Annotated in this window: 25 protein-coding genes and 2 tRNA genes; 20 read left to right on the forward strand and 7 right to left on the reverse strand. The window is 68.0% G+C overall.

The window, feature by feature from the left end; translation table 11 throughout:
• Positions 1-162 precede the first annotated feature (162 nt).
• Positions 163-1,137, forward strand: a complete 975-nt coding sequence (locus CDO87_RS01785) for a calcium/sodium antiporter (protein WP_100927169.1) — start codon at positions 163-165, stop codon at positions 1,135-1,137.
• 105 nt (positions 1,138-1,242) lie between these two features.
• Here the strand turns inward: CDO87_RS01785 and hppD are convergent, their stop codons facing one another.
• Entirely contained in the window at positions 1,243-2,337 is a 1,095-nt protein-coding gene (gene hppD / locus CDO87_RS01790; RefSeq protein WP_100927170.1) for a 4-hydroxyphenylpyruvate dioxygenase, read from the reverse strand.
• A 128-nt stretch (positions 2,338-2,465) separates the two neighbouring features.
• On the opposite strand from hppD, the gene CDO87_RS01795 reads away from it, so the two are divergent.
• Both CDO87_RS01795 and CDO87_RS01800 read left to right on the forward strand, forming a co-directional pair.
• Entirely contained in the window at positions 2,466-2,942 is a 477-nt protein-coding gene (locus tag CDO87_RS01795; RefSeq protein WP_254698281.1) for an Lrp/AsnC family transcriptional regulator, read from the forward strand.
• A 187-nt stretch (positions 2,943-3,129) separates the two neighbouring features.
• Entirely contained in the window at positions 3,130-4,080 is a 951-nt protein-coding gene (locus CDO87_RS01800; RefSeq protein ID WP_100927171.1) for a methyltransferase domain-containing protein, read from the forward strand.
• Positions 4,081-4,171: 91 nt separating this feature from the next.
• Here the strand turns inward: CDO87_RS01800 and CDO87_RS01805 are convergent, their stop codons facing one another.
• Positions 4,172-7,615 carry a pyruvate carboxylase gene (locus tag CDO87_RS01805; protein WP_100927172.1) on the reverse strand — a complete coding sequence of 1,148 codons (3,444 nt, stop codon included), beginning with the start codon at positions 7,613-7,615 and terminating at the stop codon, positions 4,172-4,174.
• Between the two features lie 197 nt (positions 7,616-7,812).
• Here CDO87_RS01805 and CDO87_RS01810 point away from each other — a divergent pair, with 197 nt between their 5' ends.
• Positions 7,813-8,289 (forward strand): hypothetical protein, encoded by a 477-nt coding sequence (locus CDO87_RS01810; protein ID WP_100927173.1) that lies wholly within the window; start codon positions 7,813-7,815, stop codon positions 8,287-8,289.
• Here CDO87_RS01810 and CDO87_RS01815 read toward each other — a convergent pair.
• A complete protein-coding gene (locus tag CDO87_RS01815; protein WP_100927174.1) occupies positions 8,261-9,469 on the reverse strand; it encodes an alpha-hydroxy acid oxidase in 1,209 nt (402 codons plus the stop codon). The two genes, CDO87_RS01810 and CDO87_RS01815, sit on opposite strands and share 29 nt — an antisense overlap.
• Positions 9,470-9,547: 78 nt before the next feature.
• On the opposite strand from CDO87_RS01815, the gene CDO87_RS01820 reads away from it, so the two are divergent.
• The 9 genes from CDO87_RS01820 to hisB all read left to right on the forward strand — a co-directional run bounded on the left by CDO87_RS01820 (position 9,548) and on the right by hisB (position 16,659).
• Positions 9,548-10,534: a hypothetical protein gene (locus CDO87_RS01820; protein ID WP_100927175.1), complete on the forward strand. Its 987-nt coding sequence runs from the start codon at positions 9,548-9,550 to the stop codon at positions 10,532-10,534.
• Between the two features lie 71 nt (positions 10,535-10,605).
• Entirely contained in the window at positions 10,606-13,029 is a 2,424-nt protein-coding gene (locus tag CDO87_RS01825; RefSeq protein ID WP_100927176.1) for an ATP-dependent helicase, read from the forward strand.
• Between the two features lie 129 nt (positions 13,030-13,158).
• Complete coding sequence (locus CDO87_RS01830; RefSeq protein WP_100927177.1) at positions 13,159-13,677, forward strand: YegJ family protein; 519 nt, start codon at positions 13,159-13,161, stop codon at positions 13,675-13,677.
• Positions 13,678-13,824: 147 nt separating this feature from the next.
• Complete coding sequence (locus tag CDO87_RS01835) at positions 13,825-14,220, forward strand: rhodanese-like domain-containing protein (RefSeq protein ID WP_100927178.1); 396 nt, start codon at positions 13,825-13,827, stop codon at positions 14,218-14,220.
• Positions 14,220-14,615, forward strand: coding sequence for a VOC family protein (locus CDO87_RS01840; protein ID WP_100927179.1), 396 nt, complete (start codon positions 14,220-14,222; stop codon positions 14,613-14,615). Before CDO87_RS01835 ends, CDO87_RS01840 begins: the two co-directional genes overlap by 1 nt.
• A gap of 85 nt (positions 14,616-14,700) precedes the next feature.
• Positions 14,701-15,597, forward strand: a complete 897-nt coding sequence (locus CDO87_RS01845; protein ID WP_100927180.1) for a LuxR family transcriptional regulator — start codon at positions 14,701-14,703, stop codon at positions 15,595-15,597.
• A 132-nt stretch (positions 15,598-15,729) separates the two neighbouring features.
• A tRNA-Gly gene (locus tag CDO87_RS01850) sits at positions 15,730-15,804 on the forward strand.
• Between the two features lie 62 nt (positions 15,805-15,866).
• A tRNA-Gly gene (locus CDO87_RS01855) sits at positions 15,867-15,941 on the forward strand.
• A gap of 130 nt (positions 15,942-16,071) precedes the next feature.
• Complete coding sequence (gene hisB / locus CDO87_RS01860; RefSeq protein ID WP_100927181.1) at positions 16,072-16,659, forward strand: imidazoleglycerol-phosphate dehydratase HisB; 588 nt, start codon at positions 16,072-16,074, stop codon at positions 16,657-16,659.
• On the opposite strand, the gene CDO87_RS01865 is transcribed toward hisB, so the two are convergent.
• On the reverse strand, positions 16,656-17,276 hold the full coding sequence (locus CDO87_RS01865; protein WP_100927182.1) for a DUF2306 domain-containing protein: 621 nt from the start codon (positions 17,274-17,276) through the stop codon (positions 16,656-16,658). The two genes, hisB and CDO87_RS01865, sit on opposite strands and share 4 nt — an antisense overlap.
• A gap of 94 nt (positions 17,277-17,370) precedes the next feature.
• Between CDO87_RS01865 and CDO87_RS01870 the strand changes: the two genes are divergently transcribed.
• Positions 17,371-17,964 (forward strand): TetR/AcrR family transcriptional regulator, encoded by a 594-nt coding sequence (locus CDO87_RS01870; RefSeq protein ID WP_100927183.1) that lies wholly within the window; start codon positions 17,371-17,373, stop codon positions 17,962-17,964.
• A 50-nt stretch (positions 17,965-18,014) separates the two neighbouring features.
• A complete protein-coding gene (hisH, locus tag CDO87_RS01875) occupies positions 18,015-18,650 on the forward strand; it encodes an imidazole glycerol phosphate synthase subunit HisH (protein WP_100927184.1) in 636 nt (211 codons plus the stop codon).
• Between the two features lie 17 nt (positions 18,651-18,667).
• Here the strand turns inward: hisH and CDO87_RS01880 are convergent, their stop codons facing one another.
• Both CDO87_RS01880 and CDO87_RS01885 read right to left on the reverse strand, forming a co-directional pair.
• Positions 18,668-19,057: a DUF2147 domain-containing protein gene (locus tag CDO87_RS01880; RefSeq protein ID WP_254698286.1), complete on the reverse strand. Its 390-nt coding sequence runs from the start codon at positions 19,055-19,057 to the stop codon at positions 18,668-18,670.
• Between the two features lie 282 nt (positions 19,058-19,339).
• Positions 19,340-19,723: a DUF2147 domain-containing protein gene (locus CDO87_RS01885; protein WP_100927185.1), complete on the reverse strand. Its 384-nt coding sequence runs from the start codon at positions 19,721-19,723 to the stop codon at positions 19,340-19,342.
• A 172-nt stretch (positions 19,724-19,895) separates the two neighbouring features.
• On the opposite strand from CDO87_RS01885, the gene hisA reads away from it, so the two are divergent.
• Positions 19,896-20,618 carry a 1-(5-phosphoribosyl)-5-[(5-phosphoribosylamino)methylideneamino]imidazole-4-carboxamide isomerase gene (gene hisA / locus CDO87_RS01890; protein ID WP_100927186.1) on the forward strand — a complete coding sequence of 241 codons (723 nt, stop codon included), beginning with the start codon at positions 19,896-19,898 and terminating at the stop codon, positions 20,616-20,618.
• 43 nt (positions 20,619-20,661) lie between these two features.
• Here the strand turns inward: hisA and CDO87_RS01895 are convergent, their stop codons facing one another.
• Positions 20,662-21,114 carry a DUF302 domain-containing protein gene (locus tag CDO87_RS01895; RefSeq protein ID WP_254698288.1) on the reverse strand — a complete coding sequence of 151 codons (453 nt, stop codon included), beginning with the start codon at positions 21,112-21,114 and terminating at the stop codon, positions 20,662-20,664.
• A gap of 267 nt (positions 21,115-21,381) precedes the next feature.
• Here CDO87_RS01895 and CDO87_RS01900 point away from each other — a divergent pair, with 267 nt between their 5' ends.
• The 4 genes from CDO87_RS01900 (at position 21,382) to CDO87_RS01915 (ending at position 23,533) form a co-directional block, all read left to right on the forward strand.
• Positions 21,382-21,825, forward strand: coding sequence for a DUF4168 domain-containing protein (locus tag CDO87_RS01900; protein ID WP_157814889.1), 444 nt, complete (start codon positions 21,382-21,384; stop codon positions 21,823-21,825).
• Between the two features lie 192 nt (positions 21,826-22,017).
• Positions 22,018-22,776 (forward strand): imidazole glycerol phosphate synthase subunit HisF, encoded by a 759-nt coding sequence (gene hisF, locus CDO87_RS01905; protein ID WP_100927188.1) that lies wholly within the window; start codon positions 22,018-22,020, stop codon positions 22,774-22,776.
• On the forward strand, positions 22,773-23,180 hold the full coding sequence (locus CDO87_RS01910) for a hypothetical protein (protein ID WP_100927189.1): 408 nt from the start codon (positions 22,773-22,775) through the stop codon (positions 23,178-23,180). The genes hisF and CDO87_RS01910 overlap by 4 nt, the downstream gene beginning before the upstream one ends.
• Positions 23,181-23,224: 44 nt before the next feature.
• The gene (locus tag CDO87_RS01915; protein ID WP_100927190.1) at positions 23,225-23,533 is read left to right on the forward strand and encodes a phosphoribosyl-ATP diphosphatase; all 309 of its coding nucleotides are present in this window, start codon (positions 23,225-23,227) and stop codon (positions 23,531-23,533) included.
• The last annotated feature ends 61 nt before the right edge of the window (positions 23,534-23,594 follow it).

Below are 23,594 nucleotides of genomic sequence, written 5' to 3' on the forward strand. Positions count from 1 at the left end.
ACCCCGCCGCGGTGCGCAGCACCGGCCCCGGCGGACGGTCCCAAGCAAGCTTCCGCCTGACCCGATCCTTTTGTCAGGCGCCCCTTGCGGCCGCATTGAAGTTTGCCCGTCCCTCACCACTTACGCTCGACGCGCCGCACGTGATGCGGCTGGAGGATCATCATGTTCGATACCTGGGTGCCACTCATTGCGGGGCTTGTGCTTCTCGTGATCGGGGGAGAGTTGTTGGTGCGCGGCGCCGTTCAGGCCGCGGAACGGATCGGGATATCGCCGCTTGTCATCGGCCTGACACTGGTGGGATTCGGCACCTCGATGCCGGAACTCGTCACCTCGGTGCAGGCCGGGCTGAGCGGATCGCCGGGCATCGCCTATGGCAACATCGTCGGCTCCAACATCGCCAACATCCTGCTGATCGCAGGCATCTCGGCGCTGATCTGCCCGGTCATCGTGGCGCGCTCCGCGCTGCGCCGCGACGCCATGGCGATGCTGCTGGTGGCCGTGCTCTTTGCCGTGCTCGCCGTTCTCGTGCCGATGGGGCGGATCGTCGGTGCGGCGCTTGTCGCGGCCCTCGTGCTTTATATCGCCTTCGTCATCCAGCAGGAGCGCACCGGCCCCGGCGGCGGCGCGATCCACGACAAGAGCCTCGCCCTGGCGGAGGCCGATCCGGGCCTTGCACCGCCGCACCCCGCAAGACACCTCGCCATCCCGCTGCTCATCGCCCTGGGCGGGCTGGTGATCGTGGTGGCGGGCGGCTCGCTCCTGGTGAACGGCGCGGTGGCGCTGGCGCGCGGATTCGGCGTGTCCGAGACGGTGATCGGCCTGACCATCGTGGCAGTGGGCACCTCGATGCCCGAACTCGTCACCTCGGTCATCGCCGCTTTGAAGCGGCAGGGCGACGTGGCCTTCGGCAACGTGGTGGGATCGAACATCTACAACATCCTCGGGATCGGCGGCACCACCGCGCTGATCGCGCCCTCGCAGGTGCCGTCCGAGATCGCCGGGTTCGATGCGCCGCTCATGGTCGGCGTGTCCGTCCTGCTGGTGATCTTCGCGGCAACCGGCCTCAGAATCGCGCGGCGCGAAGGCGCGGTGCTGGTCGCGGGCTATGCCGCCTATATCTGGATGCTCTGGCCCTGACGCGCCCCCCGGCCGGGACCAAAGAAGAAGGGCGCCGCGAACGGCGCCCTTCCCCCTCTCCTCCCTGGGTCGTCTTGTTCGGGCGCACGCGCGCCCCGGGACCGATCATTCCGCGGCGATTTCGCCGTTCTCGATCTGCTCCCGTTCGATCGACTCGAAGAGCGCCTTGAAGTTGCCCTCGCCAAAGCCGTCGTCGCCCTTGCGCTGAATGAACTCGAAGAAGATCGGTCCGATCACCGTCTTCGAGAAGATCTGCAAGAGGATGCGCGTCTCGCCCCCGTCGACCACGCCTTCGCCGTCGATCAGGATGCCGTGTTTCTTCATCCGGTCCATCGGCTCGTCATGGCCCTGAACGCGGTCGTAGGACAGGTCGTAGTAGGTGTCCGGCGGCCCCGGCATGAACTTCAGGCCGTTGTCGGCAATCGCGTCGGTCGCGTCGTAGATGTCGCGCGCGCCCACGGCGATGTGCTGGATGCCCTCGCCCTTGTACTTCTTCAGGTAGGCCACGATCTGCCCGGTCTCGCCCCGGTCCTCGTTGATCGGGATGCGGATGCGGCCGCAGGGCGAGGTCAGCGCGCGGCTCAGCAGACCGGTGTACTTGCCCTCGATGTCGAAGAACCGGATCTCGCGGAAATTGAACAGGTCGCCGTAGAACCGGAACCACGTGTCCATGTTGCCCTTGAACACGTTGTGCGTCAGGTGGTCGAGATAGTAGAACCCCACGCCCTTCGGCTTCGACTGGGCGATCCAGTCGAATTCCTCGTTGTAGGGCGAGGTGTCGTAATACTGGTCGGTGAAGTACAGGAGCGACCCGCCGATGCCCTTGATCGCGGGCCAGTCGACGGTCTTGTCGGTGCCCTCGTAAGGCTCCGCCCCCTTGGCCACCGCGTGTTCAAACGCCTTCTGCGCGTCGACCACGCGCCACGCCATCGACGGCGCACAGGGGCCGTGCTCTTCCACGAACCGGGCGGCAAAGCTGTCGGGGTCGGCGTTCAGAACGTAGGTGATGTCACCCTGCTGCCAAAGCTCCACCCGCTTCGTCTTGTGGTTGGCGACGTGCTCATACCCCATGCGGCGGAAAAGCGTGCGCAGCTCTTCCGGATCGGGATGGGCAAATTCGACGAATTCGAAGCCGTCGGTGCCAGCCGGGTTCTCGGCGGTGATGGTGGACTGCGGTGCGTCGTGCGGGAAAGGTCCCATGGTGTCCTCCTGTTCGTGCGTATTTCTGTTTCCTGCCCCCAGTATGCCTTTACCGGCGCGCGGCTTGCGCGCATTCTTCGCCCTAATGGAACGCTGCACGCGCAGGATTCGCACGAACCGGAGGAAACATGCACGAAAACCGCGCCAATCTGGACCAGACCGACATCGCCCTGCTGGAACGGCTGCAGACCCGCGGGCAGGCCACCGCGCAGGAACTGGGCGAGGCGCTGAACCTGTCGGCCAGCCAGGCCGGGCGGCGGCGGCAGCGGCTGGAGGAGACCGGCGTGATCCGCGGCTACCGCGCGACGCTCGACCCGGCGCGGCTGGGGCTCGACGTGCAGGCCTTCATACAGGTGCAACTGGCCCGCCACGGCGCCGAGGAAGGCGCGGCCTTTGCCCGGCTCCTGCGCACCCGGTCCGAGATCACATCCGCCTGGACCATGACCGGTGAGGCCGACTACCTCCTGCGGGTCTACTGCTCCGACCTGCCCGCGCTCAACACGCTGATCCACGAGGTTCTGCTGGCGCACCCCGTGGTCTCGCGCGTGCACAGCCAGATCGTCATGGACCAGCCCAAGGCCGACGCGCCCCTGCCCATCGGCTGAGGCAGGGCACCTCCGACAGGCCTTCCGCGCCCCCTCATCACAACGCAACAGCGCCCCATTGACGGCATCGCGAACCCGGCGTATCCGCCGCTCCGCACGGACCCCGATCCGTGAGACTCGTGCCGTCCGCCGCGTGCCCGTCCCTGAAGGATGCGGGAAACAAGCGGGCCCTATGAAGTGACAAGGAATGACCGGAGTTCTCTTCTCCTCCGGCGTGCCCGCGGCCGACAGCCGCGCCGGTTTCGCCGAAAACATGGCGTATCTGGGCGACCTGCCCGCCGCCATCGACATCCTCGAACAGGCGCTTGCGCTTGCCCCTGACTGGGCTGCCGGATGGTTTCGCCTGGGCGAGTACCTGAAGGCCGCGGGCGACCTCCCCGCCGCCGCCGAGGCCTGGACCCGGGCGGTCGAGGCCGACCCGACCGACCCGCTGGGCGCGGGCATCAACCGCGACCTCGCGCGCGACGTGCCGATCACCGAAACCTTGCCCCCGGCCTTCGTCGAACTGCTCTTCGACCAGTACGCGCCGCGCTTCGAACGCTCCCTGCGCGACCGGCTCGCCTATCGCGGGCCGGAGGTGGTGCTTGCCGCGCTGAAGGCCGCCGGGCTGGACCGGGCAGACCATGCGCTGGACCTCGGCTGCGGCACCGGCCTGATGGGCGAGCTGCTCCGGCCGCACGTGGCGCGGCTCGACGGGTTGGACCTGTCGCAGCACATGCTGAACGAGGCGGAGGCCAAGGGCCTCTATGACCACCTCGAAAAGCAGGACATCGCCACGCTGGACCGGCGCCCGGACCGCTATGACCTGATCGTCGCGGCGGATGTGTTCAACTATCTCGGCGCGCTCGAACAGCCGGTGGCCTGGGCGGTCGATGCCCTGCGGCCCGGAGGGCTCTTCGCCTTCACCGTGGAACTGGGCGACGCCCCCGTCCTGCTGCGCGAAACCCGGCGCTTTGCCCATTCCCGCGACTACGTCGAGACGCTGCTGAAGGATGCGGGCCTGACCATCGCCCATATGGCCGAGGTCGTCCTGCGCGAAGATCGCGGCGAAGCGGTGCACGGGCTGACCGTGGCCGTCCGGCGCGGGATGCCTTTGGGCCACGCCACCGACGGATCGGAACTGGCGACCGCCGGCTGACCCGCCGCCCCGGGGGCTACGACATACCCATGAAAAGGGCGCGGAGGTGCTCCCCCGCGCCCTTCCCTTTTCTGGCCCCTAAGGGCCCGGATCACTCCATTTCGACCAGCAGGTCCTTGGCGTCGATCTGTGCGCCCGCGGCGACATGCACGGCCTTCACCGTGCCGTCGCGTTCGGCGTGCATCCCCGATTCCATCTTCATCGCCTCGATGGTCAGCAACAGGTCGCCTGTCTTGACCTTGTCGCCCGCCTTCACGACGATGGAGGACACCACCCCCGGCATCGGCGCACCGATGTGGTTGGGGTTGCCGACCTCCGCCTTGGGCTTTGCGCCACCGGCCGCCTTGGCCTTGCGGTCGGGCACGCGGATGGTGCGCGGCTGGCCGTTCAGTTCGAAGAACACCCGCACCTCGCCATCGTCCTGCGTGCCGCCCACCGCCTGCAGCCGGATCTCCAGCGTCTTGCCGGGGTCGATCTCGGCGGTGATCTCCTCGCTGGGCTCCATGCCGTAGAAGAAGGTCCGCGTCGGCAGCACCCGCACCGGGCCGTAGGTCTCGTGGCGCGCGGCATATTCGGTGAAGACCTTGGGGTACATCAGGTAGCCGTTCAGATCCTCGTCGTCGAACTCCACGCCTTCGATGGTCTTCTCCAGCTCGGCGCGTTTCTCGGCGATGTCGACCGGCGCCGCCTTCAGGCCCGGACGCTCGGTGAAGGGCTTCTCGTCCTTCAGGATCTTCTTCTGGATCTTCTTCGGCCAGCCGCCCGGGGGCTGCCCGAGGTTGCCCTTCATCATGTCGATGACCGAATCCGGGAAGCTCAGGTCGGTCTTCGGGTCCTCGACCTGTTCGCGCGTCAGGCCCTGGCTGACCATCATCAGCGCCATGTCCCCCACGACCTTCGAGGACGGCGTGACCTTCACGATGTCGCCGAACATCTGGTTCACGTCGGCATAGGTCTGGGCGACCTCGTGCCAGCGCTCCTCCAGCCCCAGGCTGCGCGCCTGAGCCTTCAGGTTGGTGAACTGCCCGCCCGGCATCTCGTGGAGGTAGACCTCCGAAGCCGGGGCCTGCATGCCGCTCTCGAACGCCGCGTACTGGCCCCGCACCGCCTCCCAATAGTTGGAGATCGCGCGGATCGCCGCCATGTCGAGGCCGGTGTCCCGCTCGGTAAAGCGCAGCGCCTCGACCACCGACCCCAGCGTCGGCTGCGAGGTGTTGCCCGACAGCGCGTCCATCGCGGCATCGACACAGTCCACACCGGCGCGCGACGCCTCCATGATCGTGGCAATCGCCGCGCCCGAGGTGTCGTGCGTGTGGAAGTGGACCGGCAGACCGACCTCTTCCTTCAGTGTCTTGACCAGCGTGTAGGCGGCATTGGCCTTCAGGAGGCCCGCCATGTCCTTCAGACCCAGCACATGCGCGCCCGCGTCCCGCAGCTCCTTCGCCATGGAGACGTAGTACTTCAGGTCGTACTTCGACCGGTCCGGGTCCAGCATGTCGCCGGTGTAGCAGACCGTCCCTTCGAGGATCTTGCCCGACTCCAGAACCGCGTCCATCGCGACGCGCATGTTCTCCACCCAGTTCAGAGAATCGAACACGCGGAACACGTCGACGCCGGTTTCCGCCGCCTGCTTGACGAAGAACTGCACTACGTTGTCGGGGTAGTTGGTGTAGCCCACCCCGTTCGCGCCGCGCAGCAGCATCTGCGTCAGCAGGTTGGGCATCCGCGCGCGCAGGTCGCGCAGGCGCTGCCACGGGCATTCCTGCAGGAAGCGGTAGGCCACGTCGAAGGTCGCCCCGCCCCAGCACTCCATCGAGAAGAGCTGCGGCAGGTTGTGGGCATAGGCGGGCGCCACGCCGATCATGTCGATCGAACGCATCCGCGTCGCCAGAAGCGACTGGTGGCCGTCGCGCATCGTGGTGTCTGTGATCAGAAGCTGCTTCTGCTCCAGCATCCAGTCGGCAACCGCCTTCGGGCCCTTCTCCTCCAGCAGCGTCTTGGTCCCCGGCGCGGGCGCATCGGCGCGCAGCTTCGGCGGCTTCGCGGGCTTCAGGTCCGGATGCGGCGTCGCGCGGCCCTGCACCTCCGGATGACCGTTCACCGTGATGTCGGCGATGTAGGTCAGCACCTTGGTGCCCCGGTCGCGGCGCTTCTGGAAGTCGAACAGCTCCGGCGTCGTGTCGATGAACTTCGTCGTGTACTGGTTGTTCAGGAACGTCGGGTGTTTCAGCAGGTTGATGACGAACTCGATGTTCGTGGTCACGCCGCGGATGCGGAACTCGCGCAGCGCGCGGTCCATCCGCTTGATCGCCTTCTCCGGCGTCGGCGCCTTGGCCGTCACCTTCACCAGCAGCGAATCGTAGTAGCGCGTGATGACCCCGCCCGCATAGGCCGTGCCGCCGTCCAGGCGGATGCCCATGCCGGTCGCGCTCCGGTAGGCGGTGATGCGGCCGTAGTCGGGGATGAAGTTGTTGGTCGGGTCCTCGGTGGTGATCCGGGTCTGCAGCGCGTGGCCGGTCAGGCGCACGTCGTACTGCGATGCCTTGCCCGTCGCCTCGGACAGCGACTTGCCCTCCGCGATCAGGATCTGCGCCTGCACGATGTCGATGCCGGTGACTTCCTCGGTGACCGTGTGTTCCACCTGCACGCGCGGGTTCACCTCGATGAAGTAGAAGGACCCGGTGTCCATATCCATCAGGAACTCGACCGTGCCCGCGCATTCATAGTTCACATGAGCGCAGATCTTGCGGCCCAGTTCGCAGATCTCCTCGCGCTGTGCCTCGCTCAGGTAAGGCGCGGGCGCGCGCTCGACGACTTTCTGGTTGCGGCGCTGGACCGAACAGTCGCGTTCATAGAGGTGGTAGATGTTGCCCTGCTTGTCGCCGAGGATCTGAACCTCGACATGGCGGGCGCGTATGATCATCTTTTCGAGATAGCCCTCGCCGTTGCCAAAGGCCGCCTCCGCCTCGCGCCGGCCTTCCAGCACCTTTTCCTTCAGTTCCTTCGGACCGTTGATCGGGCGCATCCCGCGTCCGCCGCCGCCCCAGGAAGCCTTCAGCATCAGGGGATAGCCGATCTCCTCGGCCTCCTTGGCGATGGCCTCGAAATCGTCGCCCAGCACTTCCGTCGCCGGGATGACCGGCACGCCCGCCTCGATGGCGACCCGCCGGGCCGAGGCCTTGTCGCCAAGCGCGCGCATCGTCTCGGCCCGCGGCCCGATGAAGGTGATGCCCGCCGCGTCGCAGGCGTCGACGAAATCCGGGTTCTCGGACAGGAGGCCATAGCCCGGGTGGATCGCGTCCGCGCCGCTTTCCTTCGCAACGCGTATGATTTCATCGATCGCGAGATAGGCCTGCACAGGGCCAAGCCCTTCTCCGATTCGGTAGGCCTCGTCCGCCTTGAAGCGGTGAAGGCCCAGCTTGTCCTCTTCTGCGAAGACCGCGACGGTCTTCTTACCCATCTCGTTCGCAGCCCGCATGATGCGGATCGCGATTTCACCGCGGTTGGCGACGAGAATCTTCTCGAAATCGGGCATGTGTGTTGGTCCTCTCGCGCATGATTGTTGTCAGTTTGCGCAACATTATTACTTTGACGCCTTGCCGCACCGCGGCGCAAGAGGGGTTTGCAAATTAATTTTTCAGCAAGGCCAGGTTTGCAAACGCACCGGCTTAATCCGTCATTAACGCTGACGATCTATTCGGTTGCGGAAAGACCCGGGTCAAGGAGCCCACCATGTTCGACAGATCCGAACGGCCTGCGGGCGCGCTGGCGCGAAACCTCATGGCGCGCCCCGACTGGATGATCAGCCAACACCTCGATCACCTCGACCGGGAGATCAGGACCTTCGGCTGTCTGACCCTGTCCCGAAAGGCGTGGAAGCCCTGCACGATCGAGACTTATGACCGGACGATCGTGCTCTATTCCGTCGAGGACCTCGAAACCGCGATGCTGGCGCAGGCCGACGACGACCATACCCGCGGCATCGAGCGCACCCTCCGCGTCGTCACCAAGGCAGAGGCGATTTCCGACAAGCGCATCGACGGCGTGGTGATCACGGCACGCAAGATCGACGACTTCTTTCCGGACCACCCGCTGCGCGCCGACCTGCGGCTGACACGGTGCGGCGACGACTGGCAGGTGTCCCACATCATCGCCCATATCGCGGCCGAGTGCTGGGCCTTCACCCGCCCGTTCCTGGCAAACCGCTGAGGATCTCGGTCCGGCCACGCAGTTCCGAAGGCCGCGCCACGCCAAGCTGGCCGATGGCCGCCACCAGATCGCGGCGCAGCATCTCGGTCAGGTGCGCCGGGCCGTCCTCTCCCAGCGCGCAGACGGCGTAGTGCCAGGCGCGGCCCAGCATGATGAAATCCGCGCCAAGCGCGATGCCCCGCAGCATGTCCAGCCCCGACTCGAAGCCACTGTCGGCGATCACCGGCAGGGTCGTCGCGGCGCGCACCTCAGGCAGCACCTCGGCCACGGCGGGGGCGCCGTCGAACTGGCGCCCGCCGTGGTTCGACACCCAGATGGCATCGATGCCCGCCGCCTCCAGCCGCGCGGCATCGGAGGCGCGCATCACGCCCTTGACCACCAGCGGCCCGTCCCAGTGGTCCCGGATCCACGCCACGTAGTCCCAGTCGGGCGCGGTGCGCAGCAGGTAGCCCACATGTGCCGTCGGATCGCGGGTCGACAGGTCGGTCGTGTACCGGTCGAGCGTCTTCATCCGCGGCATCCCCGCCCGCATCCGGGCCAGCGACCACGCCGGCCGCAGCGCACATTGCGCGGCGATGCGGGGCGTCAGGCGCGGCGGCTGCACCAGCCCGCCCTTCACTTGCGCCTCCCGCCGCGAGGCCACCGGCACGTCGACCGTCAGCACCAGCACGCGGAACCCGCTGTCCCGCGCCCGCGCCAGCATGTCGAGCCGCACGTCCACGGCACGGGGCGGATAAAGTTGGAACCACCCCTGCCCGCCGGTCAGCGGGCCGATCTCCTCGGGCGTGGCGGTCGCCACGGTAGACAGCGTGTAGGGGAGCCCGGCCTGCGTGGCGCCCCCGGCCAGCGTCGCCTCCGCGCCCGGCCACAAAAGGCCCGACTGCCCGACCGGCGCCACCCCGAAGGGCAGCGGATGGGACACGCCCAGAAGCTCCGTGGCAAGGTCCGGCGCCACTTCCCCGTCGAGGATCGAGGGCATGAACCCGACCCGGTCCAGCGCCGCACGGTTGCGCCGGGCGGTCGCCCCCGTTCCCGTCGCGGTGTCGAGATAGGCCCAGGCAAAGCGCGGCACGCGGCGCCGCGCACGCGCTCTCAGGTCGGCCACGGTCATGTATGTCTGCTGCGGATCCATGGCCCTTGTCTCGCCCGAAATCCCCGCCCGCGCCAGCCCCCGCCGCATTCTCCGCAAATGTTCAGTTTATTTTAAGCGCGATCGCCGAGGCTCTGCCCCGAGCGTTCCCGAACACCGGAGTAGACCATGCACGCGATGCTGTTGGACAGTGACATTCCCCGCCTGGACCGCCTTCAGATCGCCTTCCTGGAGGCGGGCATTCACGTGACCGGCTCCGGCAGCATCTCGGTCGCCGAATGCTGCCTGCGCCGCGCCGTGGCCGACGTGCTGCTGGTCGACCTCGACACCGCGGGCGCCTACCTGCCGGAAATCGTGACGCTGGCGGAACGCCGCAATCCCCGGCTGGTCACGCTGTTCCTGTCGGACGCCGTCTCTGCCGCGACCGACCGCTGGTCCGACCGCTTCGGCTCGCTCCACTGCGTGCTCGAAGGCGTGTCCGAGGCGGGGCTGGTCGCCCGCATGGCCCGCGCCTCGCTCGCCGGGCGCGCCCGGTGTTCGGAGGTCGCGCAGAAGGCCGCGGCCGAGGTGCGCGCCGCCGCCGAACAGACCACCCGCCAGCGGGCGGAGGCGGCCCGGTCGCAGACCGCCGCCGCAGACACGCCGCCGCAACCCCGGCCACAGGACATGACCGCCGCCGCGCAGCCCGTTCACCACGATCCCTCCGTCGCCGCGCGAGAGGCACACCTGAAGCAGCAGACCGCCGCCATGCGAAGCACCATCGCCCCGCAGTCCGACACACCCGTCCCGCAGACGGCAGAGACCGAACAAACTGCGGCCCAGCCCCCCCAGCCGAACCACTACCCGGCGATTCGCATGCACCCGGCGCTCGCCGCCCAACGCGCCGCCGAAGCCGAGGCCCGCAACTCCGCCGCACGGAAAGACGCGCCGGCACCGGCCACACGGCCCACAGTCCAGCCCGCGCCAGCCTCCATCCAGCCGCTGCGCGTGCAGCCCGCCGCTGCCGCCGTCCAGCCGCTCCGCCCGCAGCCTGCGCCCGCGGCGCCACGCGCCTCCGCACCGGAAACGGGGGGCGCCGACGACACGCCGCGGCCCGTCTTCCAGACCTCCCGGCGCAGGCTCGGCGTGACCTCAGGCGCGCTGATGTCCGCCTGACCCAAGAAAACCCGCGGAACACAAGGCGAACACACCTTCCCCTTCCGGCGCCCCGGCGTTAGATTGACGCCATGAGCAGCTACGACGAATTCGACGCATTCGAGGCGTCTTCGCTTTCCGCCCGCGCCATGGCCGCGCGCCCGCACCCCTATCTGGACGAGCTGAACCCGGCCCAGCGGGAGGCTGTCGAACATCTCGACGGGCCGGTCCTGATGCTGGCCGGGGCCGGCACCGGCAAGACCAAGGCGCTGACCGCCCGCGTGGTGCACCTGCTGAACACCGGCCGCGCCCGCCCGAACGAGATCCTCAGCGTGACCTTCACCAACAAGGCCGCGCGCGAGATGAAGAACCGCGTCTCGAACATGCTGGGTCAGGTGGTGGAGGGGATGCCATGGATGGGCACCTTCCACTCCATCTGCGTGAAGCTGCTCCGCCGCCACGCCGAACTCGTGGGGCTGAAGTCGAACTTCACCATCCTCGACACCGACGACCAGCTCCGCCTGCTCAAGCAACTGGTGCAGGCGCATGGCATCGACGACAAGCGCTGGCCCGCCCGCCAGCTGGCCAACATCATCGACGGCTGGAAGAACCGCGCGCTGACGCCCGACAAGGTGCCCGCCGCCGACGCGGGCGCCTACAACCACAAGGGCCCCCGCCTTTACGCCGAATACCAGGAACGCCTGAAGGAGCTGAACGCCACCGACTTCGGCGACCTGCTCCTGCACATGGTGACGATCTTCCAGACCCACCCGGACGTGCTGGAACAGTACCAGCGCTGGTTCCGCTACATCCTCGTGGACGAGTATCAGGACACTAACGTCGCGCAGTACCTCTGGCTGCGGCTGCTGGCGTCAGCGCACAAGAACATCTGCTGCGTGGGCGACGACGACCAGTCGATCTACGGCTGGCGCGGCGCCGAGGTGGGCAACATCCTGCGGTTCGAAAAGGACTTTCCCGGCGCGCATGTGGTGCGGCTGGAACAGAACTACCGCTCCACCCCGCACATCCTCGCCGCCGCCTCCGGCGTGATCCGGGGCAACTCGAACCGCCTCGGCAAGGAGCTCTGGACCGATCGGCAGGAGGGCTGGAAGGTCCGCCTGATCGGTCACTGGGACGGCGAGGAAGAGGCGCGCTGGGTCGGCGAGGAAATCGAATCGATGCAGAACGGCACGCGCCGGATGCGGCCGTTCAGCCTCGACGAGATGGCGATCCTCGTCCGCGCCTCGCACCAGATGCGCGCCTTCGAGGACCGCTTTCTGACCATCGGCCTGCCCTACCGCGTCATCGGCGGCCCCCGCTTCTACGAGCGGATGGAGATTCGCGATGCCATGGCCTACTTCCGGCTGGTGGTGTCGCCCACCGACGACCTCGCGTTCGAGCGGATCGTGAACACGCCGAAGCGCGGCCTCGGCGACAAGGCCCAGCAGACCATCCAGCGCATCGCCCGCGAAAACGGCGTCTCCCTGCTGGACGGCGCGGCGCTGGCGGTCGAGCAGAAGGCCATCACCGGCAAGGGCGCCAAGGCGCTGGGACAACTGGTGGCCGACCTCGCGCGCTGGGGCCGGATGACCCGGGCCACGGTCGCGGTGGACAGCGACGACGACGTGATCGACGACCTGGCCCAGCCGATGAATGCCCGGCCGGAGGTCAGCCACGTCGAGCTGGCGCAGATCATCCTCGACGAATCCGGCTACACGGAGATGTGGCAGAACGACAAGACGCCGGAGGCGCCGGGCCGGCTGGAAAACCTCAAGGAACTGGTCAAGGCGCTGGAAAGTTTCGAGAACCTGCAAGGTTTCCTCGAACACGTCAGCCTTGTCATGGACAACGACACCGACGAATCCGGGGCCAAGGTCTCGATCATGACGCTGCACGCCGCCAAGGGGCTGGAGTTCCCCGCCGTCTTCCTGCCCGGCTGGGAGGACGGCCTCTTCCCCTCGCAGCGGTCGATGGACGAAAGCGGCGTTAAGGGGCTGGAGGAAGAGCGCCGGCTCGCCTACGTCGGCATCACCCGGGCCGAGGAATGCTGCACCATCAGCTTCGCGGGCAACCGCCGGGTGTTCGGCCAGTGGCAGTCGCAGATGCCCTCGCGCTTCGTCGACGAGCTGCCCGAGGAACACGTGGAGGTGCTGACGCCCCCGGGCCTTTACGGCGGCGGCGGGTTCGGCGCGGCGCAGGGCGGGTTCGGCGGGGCGTCCTCGACGCTGGAAACCCGCGCGGCAGAGGCGAATGTCTACAACTCGCCCGGCTGGAAGCGCCTGCAGGCGCGCTCCGGCGAACGCCCGGTCAGCCAGCCGCGCGAATCGAAGACGCAGGTGATCGACATGCAGGCGGTCTCGGCCTTCACCGTGGGCGAACGCGTGTTCCACCAGAAGTTCGGCTACGGCGCCGTCACGGGGATCGAGGGCGACAAGCTGGAGATCGCCTTCGAGAAGGCCGGGACGAAGAAGGTGGTCGCCCGATTCCTCTGCGCCGCGGACGACATTCCGTTCTGATCTGGTCTGACCTGATGCCGGGCCGCGCGGGCCTCCGGGGCCGAAATCCGCGCAACCGTGCCTTCGCCTGTTCGCAAGCGCCGCGCGGCGTGCTATCCCGTTGCCCACGCTCACATTCAGGGAAGTCCCGTGCACCGCAAGACACCGCTCCGGATCGCCGCCGCGCTGGTCCTTTGCCTTCTGTCCGGTCCACTGGCCGCGCAGGACCCGGTGGTCAACTTCGCGCCCGAAGACGCGGACATGGCCGCCGCCATCGAGGAGGCGCGCAGCAATCTCGACTTCGTCCTGGCCCGGCTGGCGACGGAGGATGGCGGCCTGCACCCGGCGCTGAACCTCAAGGCACGGCTGCCCGTCAATCACTTCGACGTCGATGACGAGGTCATCTGGGTCGAGAATTTGGCCCTTGCCGAGGACGGCACCTTCACCGGCCAGCTCGCCAACGATCCCGCCTACCTGCCCGGCCTGACGCTGGGCGACAGCGTCAGCTTCGGGCGCGACCAGATCGCCGACTGGTCGGTGCTGTCCACCGACGGGCGGATGTACGGCCATTACACCACCCGCGTGATGCTGCCGCACCTCTCGCGGGCCGAGGCGGAACAGGTGGGCGATCTGCTGTCGCCCGATCCGATCCCCGAGGCCTGGCGCTGAACAGCGGGCTATCCTGCACGAAACACGTCGCTTTCGGCACGAAACGCCCGGCACAAGGGCATTCTGCGCCGGATTTCCGCCCTCGCCTTCCGCGCCGCCAGCTTCTACCTTGACCGCAGTGCTTCGAAACGGACAGCTTGCGACACCATGGAGAAACTCAACGTAACCGCGGCCCGCATGGTCGCCGCCGCCCGCGCCCGCATCCCCGAAATCGGCACGGCCGAGGCGATCGAGATGCTCAAGGACCCGGACGTCGTCTTTGTCGACATCCGCGATGTGCGCGAACGGCAGAAGCTGGGCTACATCCCCGGCGCCGTGCACGCGCCGCGCGGCATGATCGAATTCTGGGTCGACCCGGAAAGCCCCTACCACAAGCCGGTCTTCGCGCAGGAGGGCAAGCAATACGTCTTCCACTGCGCGTCCGGCTGGCGCTCTGCGCTGACCGTGGCCACCCTGCTCGACATGGGGTTCGACGCGGCGCACCTGCGCGACGGCTTTTCGGACTGGGTGAAACAGGACGGCCCCGTCCAGAAGGACGACTGATGGGCCTGACCCTCGCCGCCTTTGCCTTTCTCGTGCCGGAATACGACGCGGGCATCGCGTTCTTCCGCGACACGCTGGGATTCGAGCTGAAGGAAGACACCGACATGGGCGGCGGCAAGCGCTGGGTCCGCGTCGGCCGTCCCGGCCACTCCACCGAGATCCTGCTGGCCCGCGCCGTGGGAAACCAGCGCGACACCATCGGCCAGCAGGGCGGCGGGCGCGTCTGGCTGTTCCTGCACACCGACGACTTCGCCCGCGACCACGCCGCCTTCACCGCGAAGGGCGTGATCTTCGACGAAGCGCCGCGCCACGAACCCTATGGCACCGTCGCCGTTTTCCGCGACCCCTGGGGCAACCGCTGGGATCTGATCGAACCGAAGGCACCCGCCGCCTGACCGATACCCGTTTCCACCTGTCAATTCTGTCAGGTGAGGGAAAACCGGACTGCCCTCCGCCCGCGTCCCGCGCAACAGTGCGGCCATGGAACATTTTGATGGCGCGGCCGTTGCGGCCACCGAGACATTCGTACCCGCACGGCTTTTGGATTTTCTTTTGAGGCTCGAAGCGACCCGCACAACCGACGCGGTCTGGGAGCTGTTTCTCGATCTCGCCCACGGGCTGGAGCTGACCGTGGTCGATTACGTCTATGCCACGGACTTCCGCAACTGGGAGCAGGCGCAGTTCATCCGCACCACCTTCACCTCCGACTGGCTGGAGCGGCTGCGCGCCTATCCCCACATCCGCGACACCTCGAACTTCCGGATGCACGGCTGTCGCTACCTCACGCCGCTGAAGATCGGCCCCGCCTATCTGCCGCTGATGGGCGAGATCTCGGACGACAAGCGGCGGCATGTGCACCTCGCGGCCGAACAGGGCCTGAACGCCGGCGTGGCCTTCCCGCTGCGCATGGGCGACCCGGGGCATGCCGCGCTCATCGCCTTCGGCGGCAGCCACGGCGCAGAGGCCTTCGATGCCCTGCTGACCCGCCACGGCTGGACGCTGCACGCGGCGGCCTTGGCAGGGCACGCGCGCTACGCGGAGCTCTTCAAGACCGAGTTCGTGAAGCGCAACCACCTGACCCCAAAGCAGAAAGAGCTTCTGCGCCTGGTCGGCCACGGGATGATGGACAAGCAGATAGCGCATGCACTGGGCATCTCGTTCTCCGCCGTGCGGCAGCGGCTCTCGTCGGTACAGGCCAAGACCGGCGCACAGAACCGGGCCGATCTCGCAGCGCTGGCCGCCCGCATCGGGCTGGTCCCCGACCCGCTCCTGAAGGCACATGGCGACGACCTCACCGTCTTCGTCTGCACCGGCGACGGCCGCACCGGGACAGAGGTCCGGCCGCCCCGCGCGTGTGCCCACGAAGCGGCGGAATGAACCCCGCCGCCCGCCCCCGGCGCCGCGCAGGGCGGGGCTGCGCGCCGCCCCGTTCACAATTTTCCGCGGGCTCCGATTTTTCCGCTTGCGCCCCTCCCGCGGAAGTCTTAAACGCCCCCTACCATTTGGCACGCGGGCGTAGCTCAGGGGTAGAGCATAACCTTGCCAAGGTTAGGGTCGGGCGTTCGAATCGCCTCGCCCGCTCCAAGTGGCCGGACACCGAAGCAGCGCCGCACGCGCAGGACGGGGTCCAGATGACAGACTGGTTCGCGGGCGTAGCTCAGGGGTAGAGCATAACCTTGCCAAGGTTAGGGTCGGGCGTTCGAATCGCCTCGCCCGCTCCAGTCGTCAATCTTCCACATGCCGGACCAACACCGCAGCGCCACGGCGACACCCGCCGGGCTTTCGGCGCGCGCCCTCTTTCCGCGCCTGCCCCGCCCCCCTATAAGGCGCCGACCAGCAAGAGGACGACCGATGCGCCGCGCCACCGTGACCCGCAAGACCGCCGAGACCAGCATTACCGTCGAGCTCGACCTCGACGGCACCGGCACCTACGACAACCAGACCGGCGTGGGTTTCTTCGATCACATGCTGGACCAGCTGTCGCGGCACTCGCTGATCGACATGACGATCCGGGCCGAGGGCGACCTGCACATCGACGACCACCACACGGTCGAGGACACGGGCATCGCCATCGGGCAGGCGCTGGTGAAGGCGCTTGGCGACAAGCGCGGCATCCGCCGCTATGGCGCCTGCCTCCTGCCGATGGACGACAGCCTCGTGCGCGCCGCGCTCGACCTCTCTGCCCGGCCGTACCTCGTGTGGAACGTCGACCTGCCCAGTGCCAAGATCGGCACCTTCGACACGGAGCTGGTGCGCGAGTTCTTCCAGGCGCTCAGCACCCACGGCGGCATCACGCTGCACGTCGACAAGCTGCACGGGCTGAACAGCCACCACATCGCGGAGGCCGCCTTCAAGGCCGTCGCCCGGGCCCTGCGCGACGCGGTGGAACCCGATCCGCGCAAGGGCGACGCGATCCCCTCGACCAAGGGCGCGCTCTAGGCCGCCCCTCGGGCCGCGACCGGCAGGCGGCGGGCACGGTCCCGCCGCAACCACCACTCGATCAGCATCAGATTCGGCACCCACGACGACCACGCCGTGATGACGTAGATCGTCTCGAACCCCACCAGCGGCGCGAACAGGCCCAGTTGCAGCCGCAGGGTCACCGCGCCAAAGGTCATCGCGGCCGAGCGCAGCATCCAGACCCGGTGTTCCGCGATTCGGCCCGCACGCGCCAGCCAGACCGCCCGCGCCGTGCTGCCCAGCCACAACACGGCCAGCAGGCCGAAGCCCCAGGCCGCCACCGGCCCTGCCGAGGTGCCCGGCGCCAGCCACAGCCCGCCCAGCCCCGACAGCAGCACCGCAACGGCATAGACCCGCCCCGTCCAGCGGTGCAGCGCCGGGCGGCGCGCCCGCAACCGTGGCCAGAACTGGAACGGCATCGCCGCCAGCGCCACCGGCGCCAGCAGGATGTGCGCGTAAAGCGCCACCGCCCGCCCGTCGAGGTGATGCGCCATGAACGGCATCGCCTGCGCCACTCCGAACACCAGGAACCGCCACGACGCCAGCGCCACCGCCAGCGACAGGACCGCGATCAGGATCGTCCTTGTCTTCGTCATCTTCTTCGCCTCCGATGAACTTTACAGTGTCAAGTTACCCGGACGATAGCCACGCAAACTTGACAGTGTCAAGCGGCAGACATATCCCGGCGCCATGAGCAGCACGGACGACAAGACCCGCCACCATCACGGCAACCTGAAACCCGCGCTGGTGGAGGCCGGGGTCGCGCTTCTGGAGGAAGGCGGGCTGGAGGCGCTCAGCCTCAGGAAATGCGCCGCCCGTGCCGGTGTCTCCCACGCCGCCCCCGCCCATCACTTCGGCAACGCCGACGGGTTGCGCCGCGCCATCGCCGACGAGGGATTCGCCCGGTTCGAGAAGGCCATGCTGCGCCATGCCGAGGCCGCGCCGCAGACGCCCCGTGACCGCCTGCGCGGCATCGCGCGCGGCTACCTCGCCTTCGCCCGCTCCGAACCTGCGCTTTACGACCTGATCTTCAGCTTCCGCGAGGCCAGCCCCTTCACCGAACAGGAACGCGGCGCCTCGGCCGCCTACCGCGTCCTGCGCGACACCTGCGCGCCGCTCGTGCCGCCGGGCACCGACCCGCTGGTGATCGAGACGCAGGTCTGGGCGCTGGTCCACGGCTTCATTCTGCTGGAGATGACGGGCCGCATCGGCGACGCCCTGCCCGACGACGAGGCGATCCTAGCCCTGCTCGACCACGTCGGCCGCGATCCCCAGCCCTCTTGACGCCTGCGCCGTTTCGCGCGACCTCCGGGGCGGACAGGAAAGGACCGCCCATGCTCACCGCCATCATCGACTACGAAAGCGGCAACCTGCACTCCGCCGAGAAGGCCTTCCAGAAGATGGCGGCCGAAACCGGCGCGGGCTCGGTCGTCGTGACTTCCGATCCGGAAACCGTGGCGGTGGCCGATCACATCGTCCTGCCCGGCGACGGCGCCTTTCCCGCCTGTGCGGCGGCGCTGCGCGCCTCGGGCTGTTTCGAAGCGATGGTGGACGCGGTCGAAAACCGCGGCCGCCCGTTCCTCGGGATCTGCGTCGGCATGCAGCTCATGGCGCGCGAGGGGCACGAATACGAGGCGACGCAGGGGCTGGGCTGGATCGACGGCTCGGTCGAGCTGATCAAGCCCTCCGACCCGGCGCTCAAGGTGCCGCACATGGGCTGGAACGACCTTGTGATCGACACGCCCCACCCGCTGCTCGACGGGATCGAGACCGGCGAACACGCCTATTTCGTCCATTCCTACCAGATGCGGATGCTGGCCCCCGGCCAGCGCGTGGCGCACGTCGACTACGGCGGCGACGTCACCGCCATCGTGGCCGAGGGCACGAAGATCGGGCTGCAGTTCCACCCGGAGAAAAGCGCGGGCGCCGGCCTGCGCATGATCGCCAACTTCCTGACCTGGCGCCCGTAATCACGCCCGAAGGCGCCTCAGTTCACGCGCGTCCAGACCTGCCCGTCGCAGACCGGCCCCTTGCAGCCGGTGACCTCAAGCTGGTTGCCGGACAGGCGCGCGCTTGCCCGTGCGGTCACGTCCAGAAGCGGCACCCAGACGGTGCCGTCCTCGTAGTCGCCGCCGCCCGCGGGCTTCAGGTCCCAGAACAGCCGCTTGCCGACGTTGGCGGTCTTCACCTCCTGCCCGGAGGCGTCGAAGGCCTTTGCCACGGTCCCGCACAGCGCGTTGCCGCAGCTCGTGACGCTGATGTGGCTGGTCAGGTTCTTGCGGTCGGGTTCGGTGCGCCAGGTCCCCTCCATCGGGTCGGCCAGCGCCGGGGCGGCAAGGACACAGGCCATGGCGGCATACATCGCGGGACGGATCATGGTGAGCTCTCCCTCAGTGATTGTAACGTCTTTCCCTGTTGATATGGGGCCCGATGCCGCGGCGTGAAGGCCTGCATTCCGTGCCAGCAAGGACCTGCCGACCCCGGCCCGGCCAACGCATCCGCGCCCCTGTCTGCGATTTCCAGATCGGCCCGCCCGGAAGAACGCCTCGCATGACATCGCCTCCGTCAATCGGAGCCTGCCTGCCGTTCCGCCAAAGAACAAAAGACGACCGGGCGGGACGGCTTCGCGCCCTGCCCGGCCGAGGGTCACGTCACGCGATCACTTTACGCGCGCCCAGGTCTGCTTCTTGCAGATCAGGCCGCCCGCGACGCAGCCCGCAAGCTGCAGGCGGTCGCCCGCGAGGTCCATCTTGCCCATGAAGATGCGGTCCTTCGACGGCTGCCAGACCTGTCCCTGGTACTTGCCGCCGCCCTGCGGGGCCATGTCGATGACCAGCTTGCGGCCGATGTTCGGCGACTTGTATTCGCCCGACGCGTTGAACGTCCGGGTGATCACACCGCAGAGCTTCGCGCCGCAGGGTGCCATGGTGACATGGGCAAAAGACCCCTCGTCCGGCTGCGTCTGCCACACCCCCTCGACGGGGTCCGCCTGTGCAGCCGCGGCGAATAGCCCCAATGCGGCAACATATGCCAACAATCTCATTGTCTTGTCCTCCCTCTTGGTCCATTCGACTTGACGCGCATGACGGCTTTCGGACAAGGATGACGTTAGGTTCATCTTCGTTTCGTGGCGTGACGTCATAATAAGCGGGCCCCCAAGGCCCCAGGACAGGCGGGCCCACCGGCCCAAGGGCAAGTTTGAGAAGGGCAGTCCGATGATCCTCTATCCGGCGATCGACCTGAAGGACGGCAAGGCCGTGCGGCTTCTGCGCGGCGACATGGACAAGGCCACCGTCTTCAACGACGACCCGGCCGCACAGGCGCTGGAATTCGTGGCCAAGGGCTGCGAATGGCTGCACCTCGTCGACCTGAACGGCGCCTTCGCGGGCCAGCCGGTCAACGGCGCCGCGGTCGAGGCGATCCTGTCCCAGACCGGCACCCCGGCGCAGCTTGGCGGCGGCATCCGCGACATGGCGACAATCGAGACATGGCTGTCCAAGGGCCTCGCCCGCGTGATCCTCGGCACCGTGGCCGTGGAAAACCCCGCGCTGGTGCGCGAGGCGGCGGCGGCCTTCCCCGGCCAGATCGCCGTGGGCATCGACGCCCGCGACGGCAAGGTGGCCACCAAGGGCTGGGCCGAGACAACCGACGTGGACGCCACCGACCTCGCCCGCAGCTACGAGGACGCGGGCGTCGCGGCCATCGTCTACACCGACATCAACCGCGACGGCGCCATGCAGGGCCCGAACGTGGAGGCGACAGCCGCCCTCGCCCGCGCCGTGCAGATCCCGGTCATCGCCTCGGGCGGCGTCTCCTCGATCAGGGACCTGCGGGCGCTGCGCGACTGCGGCGCCAACCTGAACGGTGCGATCTCCGGCCGGGCGCTCTACGACGGCGCCATCGACCTGAAGGAAGCGCTGCAGGTCCTGCGCACCTGACCGCCACCGCCTGAACGGTGTGCCGCCCCGGCGCGGCCCGCCGTCACTCCGCCGGCAGGTCGGCGGCCTTCTCCGTCAGCGCCCGCAGCGCGTCGACGATCTCTTCCTGGCCGTCCACACCCTCGTCCACGTTGACGGAATCGAGCATCGGCACGACCTCCTGGTACAGCAGCCAGGTCTCGCCCTCGTCCTTGAAGGCCAGCACCCGCAGCGGCAGCACCAGCCCCGCGCGCATGTTGTCCTTCATCACCGGCGTGCCCAACTTGGGGTTGCCGAAGATCAGCAGCTGCGCATCGGTCAGCTCGACCCCCAGCTCCTGCGCCGCGGCGGCATGGTCGATGCGGGCAAAGATCGTCCCGCCCGCCTCCTCGACCGCCGCTTCCAGCCGGTCCATCGCTTCCGGAACCGTGCCCTTCGCCTTGACCCAGTTCAGGTTCTCGTCGGCCAGTGCGCCCAGTGGCAGAAGGGCCAGCGCCGCGGCGATCAATAGTCTCATGAAGTGTCTCCCTGATCATCTCCACCCGGTCAACACCCCCTTCGCGCCCCCGGTTCCTCCGCTCGCGTCCTTATGATCGCCGCGCATGATTTCAACCGCAGGCGGTTGCCGCCCGCGGAGCACCGCGCACCCCTTCCCCCCATTTCGGCGAGCGCGCGCCGGTTCTTCCGCCCCCGGTTGCGCCGCGCCGCCGTGGCCCTCAGGTTCAGTCCATCGCAGCGCCGGTCCGCCCGGCGCACCCGCAGACCAAACCGATGGAGACCCATGATGACCATCCGCAAATCGATCCTCGGCACCGCAGCCATCCTCGGCATCGCTGCAGCCCCTCTGGCCCCGGCCTTCGCACAAGAGGCAGACACGGCCCCCGCAGAGGCGCCGATGACGCAGGAGGCCCCGGTCGCCGAAACCGCCAGCTTCACCGACGAGCAGCTTGAAAGCTTCGTCACCGCCGCCATGGCCATCGTCGAGATCCGCCAGCAATACACCGCGCAGATCCAGGCCGCCGAAGGCGAAGAGGCGATCACCGATCTCCAGCGCGAGGCGATGACCGAGATGCAGGCCGCGATCACCGAGACCGAGAACCTCGATGTCGAGACCTACAACGAGATCGGCGAGGCCGTGCAGACCGACAAGCAGGTCGGCGAGCGTGTGGCCGCGCTGGTGAAAGAGTTCCGCGCAGCCGACGCGCAGGACACCGAAGGCGAGGGCTGAGGCCACTCCCCCAGGCACAATCGGCCTGACGCCTTTGACGCGCCGCCTCCCCCCGGAGGCGGCGCTTTTCGTTGCCGGTTTCATGTGCCCGAAGCACGCGATCTGGCAGAAAAACCGCGCCCGCGCCCGGCTGTTCACGACGATCTCCGCAGCCCCTTCCCAACATGAAGTTTTCGCGCTAACCCCCGAAGCATGTTGAAGACGCGCATCATTCCCTGCCTCGACGTGGCCGACGGCCGCGTGGTCAAGGGCGTCAACTTCGTCGACCTTGTCGACGCAGGCGACCCGGTGGAAAGCGCCCGTGCCTATGACGCTGCCGGCGCGGACGAGATCTGCTTCCTCGACATTCATGCAACCCATGAGAACCGGGGCACCATGTTCGACGTCGTGACACGCACGGCCGAACAGTGCTTCATCCCCCTCACCGTCGGCGGCGGCGTTCGCACCGTTGGTGACGTCCGCGCCCTCCTGCTCGCGGGCGCGGACAAGGTGAGCTTCAACTCCGCCGCAGTCGCCAATCCCGACGTCGTGGCGGAGGCCGCCGACCAGTTCGGCAGCCAGTGCATCGTCTGCGCGATCGACGCCAAGACCGTATCCCCCGGCAAGTGGGAGCTGTTTACCCACGGCGGCCGCAAACCCACCGGCATCGACGCCGTGGAATTCGCCACCATGATCGCCGCGAAAGGCGCCGGGGAAATCCTGCTGACCTCCATGGACCGCGACGGCACGAAGGCGGGCTTCAACCTGCCGATGACCCGCGCCATCGCCGACGCCGTGGACATCCCGGTGATCGCCTCCGGCGGTGTCGGCACGCTCGATCACCTCGTCGAGGGCGTGACCGAAGGCCACGCTTCCGCCGTGCTCGCCGCGTCGATCTTCCACTTCGGCACCTTCACGATCCAGGAGGCCAAGGCCCACATGGCCGCCGCCGGGATCCCCGTACGCCTATGATCTCCGACGGCTCGGACGTCACGCTCCGCGAGGGCGAGACAGAGCACACCGCCTGCAACTGCTGCGGAAAGCCTACCACCGTGGTCAACGGCTACCTCGAAGTCGGCGAACGCTCCGTCGGCTGGTACTCCGTCGGCGTGACGCTCGACGCGCCCAACCACCGCCCGCTCTGCCGGCTCTACATCGGCGACTGGTCGCAATCCGCAGGCCCCCGTGAACGCTGGGGGGTGCGCATCGGCATCTCGAGCGACGGGCCGCTCCTGCTCGACTGGTCCCCCGCCGAAGATGCGGAGGCCCGCCCGGTCTTCACCCCGCTGAATCGCTCCCAGATCGAAGGCACCCCGATGGAGCCGCAGTTCTGGACGCTGATCGACCTGATCCTGAAGCACGACAGCCGCCTCTGACGGCGGCCTCTCTTTCGCACCGAACGCCTCCGGAAGGACCTCGCATGACCCTGGAAGAGCTCGAAACCATCATCGCCACCCGCGCCAAGGCGTCCCCCGACGAATCCTGGACCGCCAAGCTGCTGGCCAAGGGCCCAGAGAAATGCGCCGAGAAGTTCGGCGAGGAAGCCGTCGAGGCGATCATCGAGGCGGTGAAGAACGACCCCGAAAAGCTCGCGTCAGAGGCCGCGGATGTGCTCTTCCACCTGCTTGTCATGCTGCACGCCCGCGGCGTCACCGTGGCGCAGGTGATGGAGGTGCTGGCCGCCCGCCAGACCCAATCGGGTCTCGCGGAAAAGGCGTCGCGCGGCTGACCTCGCGTTTCGGCCCTTGTGGGCATGCGGCTTTCGGGTCGCGTCGTCCGCCCTGCGACGA

The organism is Sagittula sp. P11, from assembly GCF_002814095.1.
GTDB lineage: Bacteria > Pseudomonadota > Alphaproteobacteria > Rhodobacterales > Rhodobacteraceae > Sagittula.